Raw genomic sequence first — 15862 nt, 5'->3', positions numbered from 1 at the left:
CTGGCCAAAGCGGAAACCGGCTTCGAAGGTGTTGCTCTTTTCCGGCTTCAGCTGGTCGCGCAGCACGGCAAAGCCGGCCGCTGACGACGCGAAGGGCCCGGTGGTGGCCGCACCGACGAACCCGCGCTGATTTTCGGTAAAGCCGGCGAAGAATTCATTGTTGTCGTCGATCTTCCACAGGATGCCGACCTGCGGCAGGAACAGATCTTCCGACTTGATCTGGCCGAGCGCCAGCGGCCCAGGCACCGGGTTGAGGGCGTTGGCGGTCAGCGAGACGCTCTGGCCCTTGAAGCCCCAGCTGATCGACACATCGCTGCCGACTGCAAACGTGTCCTGCACCGAATACTGGAAGATGTGGGTGCGATAGCGGTTGTTCCACTGGGTGAAGAACGGGTTGCTCTGGTAGGTGAGCGCGCTGGTCGCCGGCACGGTGGCGCTGGTGCCCATCGTGTAGAAGCGGCGGGCCTGTTCGAAATCATTCTGCTCGTACCACGCCGTCAGCTTCACATTGTGGGTCGCGATATCGGCGCTGATGTCGCCGATGATGCCCCAGCGATCGACGGTATATTCGGTGGTGCGGAAGCTCAGCGGTACGCCGCCGGGGCTGGCGCGATAGGGCGTGATCCATGAACCCTGGCCCTTGTTGTTGTGATAATAGCCTTGGAGGCCGGCCTTGATCCCGGTGGTCAGCTCGCCTTCCAGGCGGGCGCCGGCCAGAAAGTCGCGGCGCAGACCGGCGGCATCATAATAGGCATCGTCCACGCTGCGGAACGGCGCCGGAAACACCGTGCCCAGCGTGTTGGGCGGCGGGGTCACGCCGGTATCGCCGCGGTTGGCGCCGATGCTGGCAATCTGGACAGCCAGTGGGAAATTGTTGGAGATATTGTCCCAGAACGGACCGAGGCGGCCGAGCATTTCCTTGCTGAAGTCGTGATAGTCATTCTCCTTGCGGTCGGAGAAGTTGACGAAGGCGGTGAAGCTGCCCTTGCCGCCGAGATCAAGCACGCCCTTGGCGTTCACCTGCGTCGAACGCTGGGTGCCAAAGCCCTTCCACTTTTCGGCATCGATGTGCGCCGCGCTGATATAGGCCTTGAAGCCGCCGATATCGCCGGTGTCGAGCGTGCCGAACAGGCGCAGCGTGTTGCTGTCACCATAAGTGGCGTTGGCGGCGATGCCGGCCTTGTCCTGCGGCGCGCGGCTGAAGAATTCGATGGTGCCGCCCAGGTTGGACACCGACGCCGTGCCGAGCGCGCCAGCGCCCTGCGACACGCGGGTGCGGCCGATATTGTCGGCGATGATGGCGCGGCTGATGTGAAGGCCGTTGGTGTTGCCATAGCTCATGTCGCCCAGCGGCACGCCATCCAGCGTGAAGCCGAGCTGGTTCTGGTTGAAGCCGCGCAGGGTGATGCGGGTCGACCATTCATAGACGCCGAACGGATCAGCCGACTGGAAATTGACGCCGGGCAGTTTCTGGATGGCCACAAAGGGGCTGCCGCCGGCCACGGTCAGCTTGATGTCGGCGCCGCTGATCTCGCTGACCTGACGCACTTCACCCTTGCCGTACACGACGATCTCGGCATCCTCGACCACGGCATCAGCACCGGCGGCCTCAGCAGTCTCGGCAGCGGCGGTGACAATTGCGGGCTGGGCGAACACCGGCGCGGCGAGAGCCGCGCTGGCGAGAAGGGCGAAACGGTGGAGCGAACGGCGCATGATCTGGGTTCCCCGGTTGATGAATGCCGGGCAGCCCGTGACAGGTGAATGTTGCGCTGCGATGCCAATGCGGTGACGGCATGATTGCAGTCAGGTGGCAAGTTGATGACGTGGCCCGAAGGCAACAGTGATTGTCAGTCGAACTTGCGGCCGCGCACCACTTCGACATCGCTGCTCATCAGCAGCAGATGATGGCTTTCCAGCAACGGCGCCAGCCGGTCAATGAAGGCGGCGGCATGATCCTGGCTGGTGATGGCCAGCAGCATCACCTTGGCCGTGGCGCCCGACAATTGATCATCACGCCATCGGCCATGCGCGCCTGCACCGCCCGCCGTGGGCAGCAGCGTGTAATGAATGATGCCGGCCTCGGCCGCCAACGCCACAATGGCGGGGATCAGCGGTTCATCGGCGAGCACCTCGATGCGGCGGCGGTGGATGGTTTCGGTCATGGGGCCAACAGTGCTGCGAGCCAGCCATAGAAGGCAATGCCCAGCGTGAGGTTGAACGGGAAGGTGACGGCCAGGCTCATGCCCAGATACAGGCCGGGATCGGCGGCCGGCAGGGCCAGGCGCATGACCGCCGGCACTGCGATATAGCTGGCGCTGCCGGCCAATATACCAAGCGCGGCGGCCGAGCCGGGATCGAGCCCCAGTGCTGTGCCCAGCACCACGCCAAGCGATCCGTTCGTTACCGGGAGTGCCAGCGCCAGCAAGACGGTGCGCAAGGTCAGTGCGCGCCGGTCCATCAGGCGGCGAGCAGCAATCAGGCCCATGTCGAGCAGGAAGATGCACAACATGCCGCGGAACGGCACGTCGAACACCGGGGCGACAGCTTTCAGCCCCTCCTTGCCGTCGATCAGGCCAATCAGGAAGCTGCCGAGCAGCAGGATCACAGATCCGTTGAGGAAGGTTTCGTGCAGCAGGCCGCCGCGCGGGGCGAGGCTGTCCTTGCCTGCCGTGCGCGCCAGCAGCAGCCCGCTGATGATCGCCGGGGTTTCCATCACCGCCAGCACGCCGACCATGAAGCCGGCCGGCGCCATTCCCGCCTGGCGCAGGATTTCGGAACCGGTGGCGAAGGTGACGACGCTGACAGAGCCATAATGCGCCGCCACCGCCGCCGCATTGGTGCGGTCCAATTGACCCAGGGTCCTGAGCAGCCAGAAGGCCGGCAGCGGCAACAGGAAGCTCAGGGCAAGGCCAGCACCGCCCGCCAGCACCATGTCGTGGGTGAAGCCCGATTCTGCCACCTCACCACCGCCGCGCAAGCCGATCGACATCATCAGGTAAAGCGAGATGCCCTTGGCCATCGCTTCCGGAATGGCGAGATCAGATCGCGCGAGGGCTGCCAGCGCGCCCAGCAGGAAGAACAGCACGACGGGCTGCAACAGGGCATCAACGGCCAAGGTGCGGTTCCCGGCGATTCAACATGAAGGCGCCGTAATCTTTGTTGCGCCGCTGGGCAAGAGAGACATTTGCCCCACGAAAAAGCCCGGCGGGGATACCGCCGGGCCATTCATATTCCGGTTTCGCAGGCGCCTCAGGCGGCCGCTTCAACCCGGTGTAGCGCGCACTGGCCCCAGATATCCGAAAGCGCCTTCACCAGCCGCTCGATATCGTCGTCGCTGTGCACCGGGCTGGGCGTGATGCGCAGGCGTTCGGTGCCAACCGGCACGGTGGGATAGTTGATCGGCTGCACATAAATGCCGTGATGTTCCATCAGCCAGTCGCTGATCATCTTGGCCTTCTTGGCATCACCCACCATCACCGGGATGATATGGCTGGGATTGTCGAGCTGCGGGATACCGGTGGCGCGCAGGGCGGCGCGCACCTTGGCGACGCGCTCCTGCTGGCGCTTGCGCTCGAACGGGCTTTCCTTGAGGTGCTTGACCGAGGCCAGCGCACCTGCGGCAATGGCCGGCGGCAGCGCCGTGGTGAAGATGAAGCCGGAGGCGAAGCTGCGCACGAAATCACACAGCGCCTTGGATGCCGCGATATAGCCGCCAACGACCCCGTAGGCCTTGGCCAGCGTGCCTTCGATCACGGTCAGCTCGTCCATCAGGCCTTCGCGTTCGGCAACACCGCCGCCGCGCGGGCCATACATGCCAACGGCATGGACTTCGTCGATGTAGGTCATCGCGCCATGCTTCTTGGCGACGTCGCAGATGTCCTTGATGGGGGCGATGTCGCCATCCATGGAATAGACGCTTTCAAACGCCACCAGCTTGGGAACTTCGGGGCCATACTGGCTCAGCAGCCGGTCCAGATCCTCGGCGTCGTTGTGCTTGAACACGTGGCACTTGGCGCGGCTGTGGCGGATGCCTTCGATCATCGAGGCGTGGTTCAGCGCGTCGGAGAAGACGACGCAGCCCGGAATCTTGGACGCCAGCGTGGAGAGCGCCGCCCAGTTCGAGACATAGCCCGAGGTGAACAGCAGCGCGTCTTCCTTGCCGTGCAGATCGGCCAGTTCCAGTTCGAGCTGGCGGTGCACGTGCATGGTGCCGGAGATGTTGCGGGTGCCGCCGGCGCCGGCGCCCGACCGGTCCAGCTCATCATGCATGGCGGCAAGCACGTCCGGGTGCTGACCCATGCCGAGATAATCGTTGGAACACCACACCGTCACATCCTGGGTGCGGCCATCGTCCAGATAGCGGGTGGCGTGCGGATAATCGCCCTGGTGCCGCTGCAATTCGGCAAACACGCGGTAATTGCCGCGTTCTTTCAAGCCGTCCAGCGCTGCCTGGAAGTGAGCTTCAAAGTCCATTCATCGTCTCCCGGCACCGTTCATTGCACGGCGTTTTGTCGCACCGCAAGCGGATTCGTGTCAGATTGGGCCGTCATTGTGACGGCTTCCTGACGGGTTTGTATCGCCCGCTGGCGGGCCTGCTCAGGCATTGCCCAGCGGAAAATTGCCGTGTCCTGCCACGGCACCACCAGGAATCCATGTTCCAGGAAGGCCAGCGCAACTAGGGCGAACGCGAGCGCATAGCCAGTGGCAAGACCGCCGCGGCTGCTCAGTGCCAGATCGGCCAGCCACGCCGCCAGCACGGCAATGCCCGACACCGAAAGAATGAAGACCCAACGCGGCGGTGCGATACGGAAATAGCTGGCCAGATAGCGCATGTGGTCGGGCATCATCTCGGTCGACAGATGGGGCACGCCGGCAAAGATATTGAACTTGGCCGAAAGGCGCATGACAAAAAGCAGCATGAAGGTGAGCGTCGCGGTCTGGTTCGGCTTGCCCCAAGTGGCGGCCGCCATCACCAGCAGACACACGAACATCGCCACTTCATGATAGATCAGCGTCGCGGCCGCCAGGCGGAAGCGCCGCCAGCCGCGTGCATCGGGCGGGCAGGGATTGCGGTTGGGCCCGGTGACAAAGCCCATCAGGAAGGACAATTCGTGCCAGCCCCACAGCACAAGGGCACAGGCAAAGGCCACATAGGCCGCCCAGGCGCTGGTCTCCTCCGCCGTGGCGATGATGCCGCCCATGGCAAAGCCCGACGCGACCGACGCCAGCGTGATGCTCACCGGCCAGGTGTGGCTGGGCAATTTGTCGAGCCACAGCACGAAGCCAGTGGCGACAAACCACAGCACGGTGGCAAACAGCAGAGGCAGTGCAAATTCGGTCACGACCCGCCCGCGCTTACCAGACCGGCGCCATGCGCACGTTCGGGGTGACCGCCATTTTGTCCACCGGATGGAGATAGAGGCGGGCGAAGGTCGCGGCCGCCTTCAGCGACAGGCCGACGCGCTTGATGCCGCCCATGATGCCGCCCTGCGCCACGGCAGCATCGATGGCGTCGCTGGTCTCGCGCATCGATTCCAAAAGGGCACGATAGGTCGGCGCATCGCTCTGCACGCCGATCGGGAACACCTGGCGGGTGATGTCGGTGGTGATGCGGAACACCTTGAAACCGAAGTCGGTCGGGTTGATGCCGAAGGCGTTGTACAGCGCCGGCCGCTTGTGATCGCGCACATACATGGTGGCATAGACCGCATTCAGGAAGAAGCGGATCCACAGCACGTTGAGGCCCGAGGTGAGCTTGGGGTCGGACCGCATCAGCAACGCAAACGCTTCGCCATGGCGATATTCATCGTTGCACCATTCCTGGAACCACTTGAAGATCGGGTGGAAACGCTTTTCGGGGTGCGCCTCGAGGTGCCGGTGGATGGTGATATAGCGGGCGTAGCCAATCTTTTCCGACAGATAGGTGGCGTAGAAGATGAACTTCGGCCGGAAATACGTGTATTTCTTGGTCTTGGTCAGGAAGCCCAGATCGATGCCGATGCCGGCGTCCTTCAAGCTGTCGTTGATGAAACCGGCGTGGCGGCTTTCATCGCGGGCCATCAGCTTGAACAGCGCCTTGGCATCCGGGTTCTTCATGCGCTTGGTGATCTCGGCATAGAGGATGCAGCCGGAGAATTCCGACGTCATCGACGAGACCAGGAAATCGATGAATTCCGGCTTCAGTTCCGGATCCATGGCAGCGATCACGCCATCGAATTCCGGCGTGCGCTTGAAATGCTTCTTGTTGGGATCGGCGTTCATCTCGTCGATCAGGCTGTCCCACTCGGCGCGCACACCCGACACGTCGATCTTGTCCATCGCGTCATAATCGGTGGTGTAGAAACGCGGGCTGAGCACGGTTTCCTGACGCGCGATTGCCAGCGCGTCTTCCTTGGTGATCTCCGCACCGGCCTTGATCGGGGTGACTGCGTTCATCACGGCTTCTCCGAGCTGAAGGTGATTTCGTAGAGTTCGGTCAATTCCAACTGGGCCTTCATCTTGGTCCACAGTCGGCCAAAGGGGGTGGCTTTCCACACCGTCACGGGTCGGCGCAGGGTGAGGCGTTCACCAAAAGGCAATTTCACCGCGGCACCATGCACCTTCACCTGATCACCCGGGCCCAGTTCGATACCGCCATCCAGTTCAACATGCGCATGCAGATTGTCGAACGTGTGCTCGATCTCGATCGTGCACTGGGTATCAAGACGATCGCGGGTGAAGAGGCCCATCAGGCACCCCCCGCCAGAAATGGCATCGACGATTGGGCCGGGGCTGCTGGTGTGATCGGCTGATCCGGCACACCGCTGCCGCCCGGCTGATACGGCACCAGCAACTGCGCGAAGGCTGCGCGGTTGGTGCTGCCGAAACTGCCCAGTTCAAGGATGCGCCCAGTGGACGTGTCGGTCAGCGTGAGGGCGCCATCGGCCCATTGCGCTACTGTCACCGATCCGGCGCGATCAACCTGCTTCAGGCGGCGTTCGCGCATCAGGCCGCGCATGACGCCGCGGATGAAACCGGTGTTGCTCCCCGGCGGGAAGATGAACACCAACTTGCCGGCCGCCACATCGGTGACCAGCAACGCGCCATCAGCGCGGTCTTCGAAACGGAATTCGCGGGTGACCTGCACCGCCACTTGCCGCCGTTCCCGCGATTGCGGGGCGGTTTCCGGCGCCGGCAGCACACCCAGCCGGATGCTGCCCACTGTCACGATCGACACGGCAATCAAGGCGCCGGCGGCATAGAGCGCCGACTTGGGGAAGCGTTCGTTGGTGAATTCACCACTCATGCCGCCGCCCCTACCATGGCCGGGGCCGGATCAGCATCCGTGTTTGCCGCAGCGCGGGCCGGATCGGCCTTGGCCAGCGCTTCGGCCAACTGCGGCACGAAGTTTTCCGGGACGGAGCGCAACATCGGCTGCGGCGAACCGAATTTCCACGGCCGCACGTGCGGCCACATCTGCAGATAGGCCAGCGGGAAACGCACCGTGGGCGTGAGCGACACATCCACCATGCCGGCGCCGGCCGGCTTGACATCGGCCTTGCCCACCAGTGACAGCGGTACGTTCACGCATTTCGGCAGCGCCACGCCGAAACGCAGCACGACGCGCTTGTTGGTGAGCGTGTAGATGGTGGATTTGGCCTGCGCCCGCGCCAGCACGGCCAGCACAGCGAGACCCAGCAACGCCACGGCCAGCGTGGTGAGCGCTCCCACCACGCCAGTGCCGCCGGACACGAAGGCAAAGCCGGCAACGATTAGGAACCAAACGGTGACGAGGCGCGTGTGAAAGACACCTCGCGCCACGCCGCGCCAATCGGGCGTGCCCTGCCAGAGGATCGTCTCCCCCGGCGGCAGCCGGCCGGGCAGCCCCGGGATCGGCTCGTTTTCATATTCCATCGACACGAAAAAACGCTCCGTCATTCTGTTCCAGTGCCGGCCCAGACCCCTTCGGCCGGGAACCGGATCAGATCAGCGGTTCGGCCCGATCAGGGGTCGCCCACAGATAACCAGCGCCATAATAGGCCTGGATCTTCTCTTCCTCGAGCAAGGTGACCTGATCGGCCGACTTGGTGCGCGGCACACCGGCGATCTGCGCGCCGGTGATGGCATCGGTCACGACACCACCGCGCGACACGCGGACCATGGTGATCGGCATCAGCACAGTGCCGGCGCCGCCAGCCAGATCCACTTCCAGATAGCGCAGGCAGGATTCGGCGCGGTCCATCCACAGTTCCTTGACCGTGCCAGCCTTGCCCGAATCGAGACCATAAACCGGCAGGCCACGCGGATCGACATCGTTGGCATGCACGTCGACCGGGTGCGTGATCATGCGCAACGGCACGATGCGCGGTTCGCCATGCATGTCGAGATCGGGGCGATCAGCGCGCTGGGCGATCGACGCCGGGCCGAGGCCGGAGGTGAGCTTGTCACCAGTCACGTCGAGCGGCTCACCCGGCCAAGCGCGCGGCAGCACGTTGGCCGGCAGTTCATCACGATCGTTGGCGGTCGGGGTCGTCACCTGGCCCAGGCCGTGCGGCAGCTTGAACGTTTTCGGCGGCTTGAAGAACAGCGAATCCGTGTCGGTGCCGCCATGGCCAGCACCGGTCAGATCATCCTCCACCGGATAACCTTCGCGGCGATCTTCGCCACGCAGATACCAGACGAGCCCTAAGAAAAACAGGAAGAAGGCGAAAAAGGTAAGCTCGGCGATATCCAAGCCACCAACCAGATGCACATTCGTCATGCGAGGCGTCTCCCCTCAAAGATGCTGTTCGCCACAATATGCCCAATCTGCAGCGAACTAGCGCGAAACAACGATACCGAACCCCGCCGCGCCTGCGGGTTGGCAAATGACTCCCGAAGGAGCGTCATAGCATGCCGGCCACCGCCGTGGGTAGAGCAGAAGCTAACAGCAATGCAATGCTTTGCTGTCGTCCAAGCGGGAGATTCCCCCCTGCTCTTTCCCCGGCTGGTCATCCCAGCAGCACCTCCTGGGCGTGGCTGGTGTAGAAACCCCGGCTGATGCGCTGATCGCGGCCAAGCTTTGCTTGCGGCACACTGCGCGAAAGCCGGGCTTTCAACAGATCATGGGCCACCGGAATGATGCTGGGCGAACGGTCGCTCTTGGGAAAGAACTGGCCGATAGCGCGCGCCGTGCGCAGCAGCGGCGTGCCGGGCGCGAAGGTGAAGACCAGCGAATGACGGGCGCGTTCGGCCAGCTTTGCCGTGGCTGCCGCGATCTGGTCGCTTTCATAATGGATCAGCACGTCCATCGAGACGATGTGATCGAAATTGCCAAAGCTCGCATCCAGCATGTCGCCGGCGTGGAGCGAGACCTTGGCCCTGACGTCGTCGGGCAGCCGTTCCTTGCCGATTTCGATCAGCTGCGGCGACACATCGATGCCCACCACGTCGGCGCCGCGGCGGGCGGCTTCGATGGCCAGCATGCCGGTGCCGCAGCCGGCATCGAGGATGCGGCGACCACTCAGATCCTGCGGCAGCCAGCTGAGCAGCGTGTCGCGCATTTCCTGCCGGCCCGCTCGCACCGTGGCGCGGATCTTCGACACCGGCGCATCGCTGGTCATCGCCGCCCAGGCATCCAGCGCCGTGCGGTCGAAATAGGTTTCCAGCTTGGAGCGCTTGGCGTCCCAGCCGGCCGCCTGCTTGGGCGTGTGGGCGTTCATTCAAACCCCAGGAAGTCAAAGATCTCGCGATCCTTCATCGGCACCGCCTTGCAGGGTTCAACTCCGGCCCACAGCAGCGCGGCAAGGCGCTTGTACTCATTCTGCGCCGCGATGATTTCCGGCGTGTCTTCCATTTCGAAGATGGTGCACTTCTTCAGGCGGCTACGACGGATGGCGTCGAGATCGGGGAACTGGGCCAACCGGTCGATGCCGGTGGCGGCGCTGAACCGGTCAATCTCGTCGGTATTGGCCGAACGGTTGGCGATGCAGCCAGCGAGGCGCACTTCATAATTCTTCGATTTGGCCTGGATGGCGGCCATGATCCGGTTCATCGCGAAGATGCTGTCGAAATCATTGGCGGTCACCACGATGGCGCGTTCGGCATGCTGCAAGGGCGCCGCAAAACCGCCGCACACCACGTCGCCCAGCACGTCGAAGATCACCACATCGGTGTCTTCCAGCAGATGATGCTGCTTGAGCAATTTCACCGTCTGGCCAACGACATAGCCGCCGCAGCCAGTGCCGGCCGGCGGCCCGCCGGCTTCGACGCACATCACGCCGTTGAAGCCTTCGAACATATAGTCCTCGGGGCGCAGCTCCTCGTGGTGGAACTCATGCTGCTCCAGCACGTCGATCACGGTCGGCATCAGTTTCTTGGTCAGCGTGAAGGTGCTGTCGTGCTTGGGATCGCAGCCGATCTGCAGCACGCGCTGGCCGAGCAGCGAGAAGGCCGCCGACAGGTTGGACGAGGTGGTGGACTTGCCGATGCCGCCCTTGCCATAGACCGCGAACACCTTGGCGCCCTCGATCTTCTGGCTCGGATCCAGCGCGACCTGCACGCTGCCTTCGCCGTCGCCGGGGCCCAGTTTGCGGGTCTTGTCGATGATGAGCGTCATTGCGCTTCTCCTTACGCCGCCAGGGAACCGGCGGGGGCTACGCCTTCAAGTTGATCTTCAATCGCGTCGGTCGCGGCTTGCAGGGCCGCCATTGTCTCGGCATCGGGCTGCCAGAAATTGCGGTCCGCCGCTTCGATCAGGCGGTTGGCAATCTTGGCAGCCGCGCGCGGGTTCATTTCGGCAATGCGCTGGCGCATGGTTTCATCGAGCACATAGGTTTCGCTGATGCGCTGATAGACCCAGGAATCGACCTGACCGGTGGTCGCCGACCAACCGGTGGTGGTGGTCACCGCCGCTTCGACCTGGCGCACGCCTTCATAGCCGTACTTCAGCTGCGCTTCGATCCACACCGGGTTGAGCGTGCGCGTGCGGGTTTCCAGCGCCACCTGTTCCTGCAGGCTGCGCACCTTGCCGCTGCCTTGCGTCTGGTCACCGATATAGACCGGTGCGGACTCGCCGCCCCTGGCGCGGGTGACGGCGCGACTGATGCCGCCCAGCGTGTCGACGTACTGGTCGATCGTGGTGATGCCGAGTTCGACGCTTTCCAGGTTCTGATAGGCGCAATCGACCGTCTTCAGTGCGCTGGCGAGCAGGCCGGGCTGGCGCTTGGGCTTGCCGTCGACGCCATAGGCATAGCCCTTCTGCTTTTCGTAGGTGTCCGCCAGTTCGTTGGGATCCGTCCAGCCGCCGCTGTCGATCAGCAGGTTGACGTTGGCGCCATAGCTGCCTTCGGCGTTGGAATAGACGCGCAAACTGGCGGTGGCCATGTCGCAGCCATGCTCTTCCAGATAGGTCAGGCTGTGCTTGCGGATGAAGTTCATCTCCAGCGGTTCATCGGCTTCAGACGCGAGCAGCGCGGCTTCGGCCAGCATCTTGGTCTGCAGCGGTAACAGATCGCGGAACACGCCTGACAGAGTCACAAGCACGTCGACGCGCGGGCGGCCCAATTGCTCAAGCGGGATCAGCTCGGCACCGGCGAGGCGGTTGTAGCTGTCGAACCGCGGCTTGGCGCCCATCAGCGCCATGGCCTGAGCCACCTGCGCGCCTTCGCTCTTCAGATTGTCCGTGCCCCACAGCACCATGGCGACGGTTTCCGGCAGCTTGCCGGCGTCTTCCAGGGCGCGATCAAGGATGCGCTGGGCCTGGGCCGTGCCATCCTTGCAGGCATAGGCCGACGGCAGGCGGAACGGATCGAAACCGTGGATGTTGCGGCCCGTCGGCAGGATTTCCGGATCTCGCAAGATGTCGCCACCAGCGACCGGCGGCACATAGCGGCCGTCGAGCGCGCGGATCAGGCCGTTCATCTCGTGATTGACCGACAGGGCGGCGTTGAGATTGGCCATCTCGCGCAGCACCGGCGTGTTGGGCACGATGCGGCCGTGAATGAGAAGTTCGATGGTGTCGCGATCGATGATCTCACCGCGCGCCTGGGCGCTGGCCGACAGCATGTCGATGCGGGCTTCCTCGCTTTCGGCATCACCGAACACGTGCAGGCCCTGCGGGATCAGTTCCTGCTCGATCTCATACAGCTTGGCGGCGAGCTTGGAGACATCGCTGCCATCAAGGTCCATTGCCTCGGCCTGCTCGCGGATGATCTCTTCCAACCCCGGCAGTTCCGGGCTGCCCGGCTCGGTCGAACGCCAGCGGTCAACACTGGCCTTGATGTCGGAAAGCCCCTTGTAGAGTCCCGAGTTGGTCAGTGCCGGGGTGAGGTACGACACCAAAGTGGCGCCCGAACGCCGCTTGGCCAGCACGCCTTCGGATGGGTTGTTGGCGGCATAGAGATAGATGTTGGGCAGATCCTGGATGATGCGTTCCGGCCAGCAGCTCATGGTCATGCCGGTCTGCTTGCCGGGCATGAACTCCAGGCTGCCGTGCGTGCCCCAATGGATCACGGTGTGGGCGCCGAAATCATTCCGGATCCAGCGATAGAAGGCCATGAAAGCGTGGGTCGGCGCGAAACGACCATCAAACAGCAGGCGCATCGGATCGGATTCGTAACCGTTGGCCGGCTGGATGCCGACGAACATGTTTCCGAACTGCGCACCGGTGATCAGCACATTCTTGCCGTCAGACTGGAACTTGCCCGGCGCCGGGCCCCATTCCTGCTCGATCTCAGCCAGGTAAGGCTCGGTCGCGACGATGCGATCGGCGGGCACGAAGGCGTGCACATTGGCTTCCTGGCCATATTGCATGGCGTTGCCTTCGATCACCCGGCGGCGCACTTCGTCCGAATTCTCCGGCACTTCCACGTCATAGCCTTCGGCCTTCAGCCGGATCAGCGTACGGTGCAGCGAATCGAACACCGCAAGGAATTGCGCCGTGCCGGCCGCGCCACCGTTGGGCGGGAAGTTGAACAGCACGACCGCCAGCTTACGGTCCTTGTTGGCGGCTTGGCGCAATTGCACCAGCTTCAGCATCTTGTCGGCCATCGCCTCGGCGCGTTCCGGGCACGACTGCATGGCGCGCACGCCATCGGATGCCGCCCACGTACAGGCGCGCGAACAGCCGGTGCAGGCTTCGCCGCCGGCATCGCTGCGGCCACCGAACACCATCGGCTGGGTGCCGCCATCCAGTTCGGGAATGGCGATCATGATCGTCGATTCCAGCGGCAGCAGGCCCTGGCGGTTGGCGCCCCATTGCTGCAGCGTCTGGAATTCCACCGGATGGGCGGAGATATAGGGCCGGTCCAACTTGGTGAGGATCTCCTCGGCTGCCTTGGCGTCGCTGTACGCCGGGCCGCCGACAAGGGAGAAGCCGGTCAGGTTGATGACGGCATCAACCGTCGCCTTGCCGTCCTTCATCATCAGCGTTTCAATCGCCGGGCGCTGGTCCAGACCACCCGCAAACGCCGGAATGACGTTCAGGCCACGGCTCTGCAGCGCGCGGATGACGCCGTCATAATGATTGCTGTCCTTGCCGAGCACGTACGACCGCAGCATCAGCACGCCAACGGTACCAACCGCATCCTTATTCCACGGCAGATCGGTCAGCTTCTCCGACATGCGCTGCGGCAGATCGGGGTGATAAACGCCGACTTCCGGATATTCCTGCGGCGCTTCCACCTTGGCCTTGCCGCGCAGGCCCTTGCGCGGGCCATCGGCATAGCGATCGACCAGCGCCTGGATCATCTGGAAGGCGTTGTCGTCGCTGCCAGCCAGCCAATATTGCAGGGTAAGAAAATAGGCGCGCACATCCTGCGCGGTGCCGGGCACGAACTTAAGCAGCTTGGGCAGGCGGCGTAGCACGGCAAGCTGGGCAGCGCCGCTGTTCGGTGCCCCTTCCTTGGAGGAGCCGCGCAGCTTCTTCAGCCAGCCCAGCGGGCCTTTTGGTGGCGCATCCATGCGATAATCGCCCATCCGCGTCATCTTCACGACGTCGGACTGGCTCATCAGGCACACCATCGCGTCGCACTCTTCACGACGCGCAGTGAGCGCATCCTTGATCATGCGGATCTGCTCATCAAGGAACAGCATGGTGACGATGACGATATCAGCACGCGCGATGTCGGCGCGGGTGGCATCCAACTTGCCGTCCTTGTCCCAATCTGCGGCGGCATGGAAACCGATGGAGACCGGCAGGCCCATTTTCTGGAAGCGCACGCGCGCCCGATCAACCGCCCCCGACAGATGATTGTCGAGCGTGACGATCACGACATGGCAATGATCCGGCCGATCCTGTTTCGATGGCGGGGTATCAGCGCGCATAATGGGATTTTGCCTCGTACAGCGTATCGCGGGTGATAGTGGTCACGCCATGCTCAGCAGCATAGCGTTCAGTGTTGCGGCGGGCTTTGCCGCGCACAAAGAACGGGATTTTTCCCAATTCCGCAAGCGCTTCCGCCGTCCAGCCGCCTTCATCAGCCGGCGCCGGTGCTGGCTCTGCAATGGTGGCGACTTCGCCCTCTGCCTGTTCGGCAGCCGGCGCAGCATGGGCGGCCGGTGCTGACGCATGGCCAAGGTGGCTGGGCCCGGCCGCATCGGAGAATTCGAAATCCTCGCGGAACATGGTGAGCAGATGCTCCTCCAGGCCCATCACCAGCGGGTGGACCCAGGTATCGAACAACACGTTGGCGCCTTCAAAACCCATCTGCGGGCTGTGTCGGGCGGGGAAATCCTGAACGTGGACGGGCGCCGAAATCACCGCACAGGGCAGCCGCAGGCGCTTGGCGATGTGGCGCTCCATCTGGGTGCCGAGCACCAGTTCCGGCGCGGCCGCTTCAATAGCCTCTTCCACCGCCAGATAATCATCGCTGATCAGCGGTTCGACACCATATTTTTCGGCGGCGGCGCGCACTTCGCGGGCAAATTCACGGTTGTAGCAGCCGAGGCCGACGACCTTGAAACCCAGTTCTTCGCTGGCCACGCGGGCGGCGGCGACGGCATGGGTGCCATCGCCAAAGATGAAGACCCGCTTGCCGGTGAGATAGGTCGAATCGATCGAGCGCGACCACCAGCCCATGCGTCCCTGATCAAGATCAGCCGGCACGGGCAAGCCGGCAACGGTGCAGACCTCGGCAACGAACTCGCGCGTTGCGTTGAGTCCAATCGGCACGGTCTTCACCGTCTTCTGACGGAAGGTGCGTTCAAGCCAGCTGCACGCCTGCGCGGCGATTTCGGGATAGAGGCAGATGTTGAAGTCCGCCTCGCCAATGCGCACGATATCGGCCGGGCTGGAGCCCATCGGCGCCACCATATTCACATCAATGCCGAGGTCGGCCAGCAGCCGGGTGATTTCGACGACATCATCGCGATGGCGGAAACCCAGCGCAGTGGGTCCCAGCAGGTTGGCGCGGGGGCGGCGCGGGCCGTTTTCACCAACGGCCGGCAGCGGCTTGCGCTCCTTGTCCGCCAGGGTGCGCACGATCTGATAGAAGGTTTCGGACGCGCCCCAGTTTTCCTTGCGGCTGTAGCTGGGCAGTTCGAGCGGGATGACCGGGCATTCCAGCCCCATCGTCAGCGACAGGCCGTGCGGATCATCCTGGATCAGTTCGGCGGTGCAACTCGAACCGACGATCATCGCCTGCGGCTTGAAGCGATCGTAAGCGTCGCGCGCGGCAGTCTTGAACAGTTCGGCCGTATCCTTGCCCAGATCGCGGGCCTGGAAGGTGGTGTAGGTGACGGGCGGGCGATGATCCCGCCGCTCGATCATGGTGAACAGCAGATCGGCATAGGTGTCGCCCTGCGGCGCGTGCAGCACATAATGCAGATCGCGCATGCCGGTGGCCACGCGCATTGCCCCCACGTGGGGCGGGCCTTCATATGTCCAGACCGTCAATTGCATCGG

General features: G+C 63.6%; 14 protein-coding genes. All 14 read right to left on the bottom strand.

Annotation, left to right across the window (positions count from 1 at the left end):
* Nucleotides 1-1713, bottom strand: a 1713-nt coding sequence (locus RT662_RS05610; RefSeq protein WP_313669724.1) for a TonB-dependent receptor domain-containing protein, incomplete at its 3' end; no start/stop codon positions are given.
* A gap of 134 nt (nt 1714-1847) precedes the next feature.
* Nucleotides 1848-2162 (bottom strand): DUF190 domain-containing protein, encoded by a 315-nt coding sequence (locus tag RT662_RS05605; protein ID WP_313669723.1) that lies wholly within the window; start codon nt 2160-2162, stop codon nt 1848-1850.
* Complete coding sequence (locus RT662_RS05600) at nt 2159-3115, bottom strand: sodium-dependent bicarbonate transport family permease (RefSeq protein ID WP_313669722.1); 957 nt, start codon at nt 3113-3115, stop codon at nt 2159-2161. The genes RT662_RS05605 and RT662_RS05600 overlap by 4 nt, the downstream gene beginning before the upstream one ends.
* A 134-nt stretch (nt 3116-3249) precedes the next feature.
* On the bottom strand, nt 3250-4473 hold the full coding sequence (hemA, locus tag RT662_RS05595; RefSeq protein ID WP_313669721.1) for a 5-aminolevulinate synthase: 1224 nt from the start codon (nt 4471-4473) through the stop codon (nt 3250-3252).
* 20 nt (nt 4474-4493) lie between these two features.
* The gene (gene puhE / locus RT662_RS05590; RefSeq protein WP_313669720.1) at nt 4494-5342 is read right to left on the bottom strand and encodes a putative photosynthetic complex assembly protein PuhE; all 849 of its coding nucleotides are present in this window, start codon (nt 5340-5342) and stop codon (nt 4494-4496) included.
* A gap of 13 nt (nt 5343-5355) precedes the next feature.
* A complete protein-coding gene (gene acsF, locus RT662_RS05585) occupies nt 5356-6435 on the bottom strand; it encodes a magnesium-protoporphyrin IX monomethyl ester (oxidative) cyclase (protein WP_313669719.1) in 1080 nt (359 codons plus the stop codon).
* A complete protein-coding gene (locus RT662_RS05580; protein ID WP_313669718.1) occupies nt 6435-6728 on the bottom strand; it encodes a hypothetical protein in 294 nt (97 codons plus the stop codon). Before RT662_RS05580 ends, acsF begins: the two co-directional genes overlap by 1 nt.
* Nucleotides 6728-7285 (bottom strand): photosynthetic complex assembly protein PuhC, encoded by a 558-nt coding sequence (gene puhC / locus RT662_RS05575; RefSeq protein WP_313669717.1) that lies wholly within the window; start codon nt 7283-7285, stop codon nt 6728-6730. The genes RT662_RS05580 and puhC overlap by 1 nt, the downstream gene beginning before the upstream one ends.
* Entirely contained in the window at nt 7282-7917 is a 636-nt protein-coding gene (gene puhB / locus RT662_RS05570) for a photosynthetic complex putative assembly protein PuhB (RefSeq protein WP_313669716.1), read from the bottom strand. The genes puhC and puhB overlap by 4 nt, the downstream gene beginning before the upstream one ends.
* Nucleotides 7918-7960: 43 nt before the next feature.
* On the bottom strand, nt 7961-8740 hold the full coding sequence (puhA, locus tag RT662_RS05565) for a photosynthetic reaction center subunit H (RefSeq protein ID WP_313669715.1): 780 nt from the start codon (nt 8738-8740) through the stop codon (nt 7961-7963).
* Between the two features lie 229 nt (nt 8741-8969).
* Nucleotides 8970-9680: a magnesium protoporphyrin IX methyltransferase gene (gene bchM, locus RT662_RS05560; protein WP_313669714.1), complete on the bottom strand. Its 711-nt coding sequence runs from the start codon at nt 9678-9680 to the stop codon at nt 8970-8972.
* A complete protein-coding gene (gene bchL, locus RT662_RS05555) occupies nt 9677-10576 on the bottom strand; it encodes a ferredoxin:protochlorophyllide reductase (ATP-dependent) iron-sulfur ATP-binding protein (protein WP_313669713.1) in 900 nt (299 codons plus the stop codon). Before bchL ends, bchM begins: the two co-directional genes overlap by 4 nt.
* Nucleotides 10577-10587: 11 nt before the next feature.
* Nucleotides 10588-14283, bottom strand: coding sequence for a magnesium chelatase subunit H (locus tag RT662_RS05550; RefSeq protein WP_313669712.1), 3696 nt, complete (start codon nt 14281-14283; stop codon nt 10588-10590).
* The gene (gene bchB / locus RT662_RS05545; protein WP_313669711.1) at nt 14273-15859 is read right to left on the bottom strand and encodes a ferredoxin:protochlorophyllide reductase (ATP-dependent) subunit B; all 1587 of its coding nucleotides are present in this window, start codon (nt 15857-15859) and stop codon (nt 14273-14275) included. The genes RT662_RS05550 and bchB overlap by 11 nt, the downstream gene beginning before the upstream one ends.
* Nucleotides 15860-15862: the final 3 nt, after the last annotated feature.

Origin of the sequence: Sandarakinorhabdus sp., assembly GCF_032115815.1 — a bacterium.
Taxonomy (GTDB): Bacteria; Pseudomonadota; Alphaproteobacteria; order Sphingomonadales; family Sphingomonadaceae; genus Sandarakinorhabdus.
The sequence above is the reverse complement of the archived record's forward strand: the minus strand, read 5'-3'. Positions and strand labels throughout refer to the sequence as shown.

What these genes read in the sequence shown, in the direction of transcription:
- RT662_RS05605 (WP_313669723.1), bottom strand. Translation starts at nt 2,162, where the DNA reads ATGACCGAAACCATCCACCGCCGCCGCATCGAGGTGCTCGCCGATGAA.
- hemA (WP_313669721.1), bottom strand. Translation starts at nt 4,473, where the DNA reads ATGGACTTTGAAGCTCACTTCCAGGCAGCGCTGGACGGCTTGAAAGAA.
- acsF (WP_313669719.1), bottom strand. Translation starts at nt 6,435, where the DNA reads ATGAACGCAGTCACCCCGATCAAGGCCGGTGCGGAGATCACCAAGGAA.
- RT662_RS05580 (WP_313669718.1), bottom strand. Translation starts at nt 6,728, where the DNA reads ATGGGCCTCTTCACCCGCGATCGTCTTGATACCCAGTGCACGATCGAG.
- puhC (WP_313669717.1), bottom strand. Translation starts at nt 7,285, where the DNA reads ATGAGTGGTGAATTCACCAACGAACGCTTCCCCAAGTCGGCGCTCTAT.
- puhB (WP_313669716.1), bottom strand. Translation starts at nt 7,917, where the DNA reads ATGACGGAGCGTTTTTTCGTGTCGATGGAATATGAAAACGAGCCGATC.
- puhA (WP_313669715.1), bottom strand. Translation starts at nt 8,740, where the DNA reads ATGACGAATGTGCATCTGGTTGGTGGCTTGGATATCGCCGAGCTTACC.
- bchM (WP_313669714.1), bottom strand. Translation starts at nt 9,680, where the DNA reads ATGAACGCCCACACGCCCAAGCAGGCGGCCGGCTGGGACGCCAAGCGC.
- bchL (WP_313669713.1), bottom strand. Translation starts at nt 10,576, where the DNA reads ATGACGCTCATCATCGACAAGACCCGCAAACTGGGCCCCGGCGACGGC.
- RT662_RS05550 (WP_313669712.1), bottom strand. Translation starts at nt 14,283, where the DNA reads ATGCGCGCTGATACCCCGCCATCGAAACAGGATCGGCCGGATCATTGC.
- bchB (WP_313669711.1), bottom strand. Translation starts at nt 15,859, where the DNA reads ATGCAATTGACGGTCTGGACATATGAAGGCCCGCCCCACGTGGGGGCA.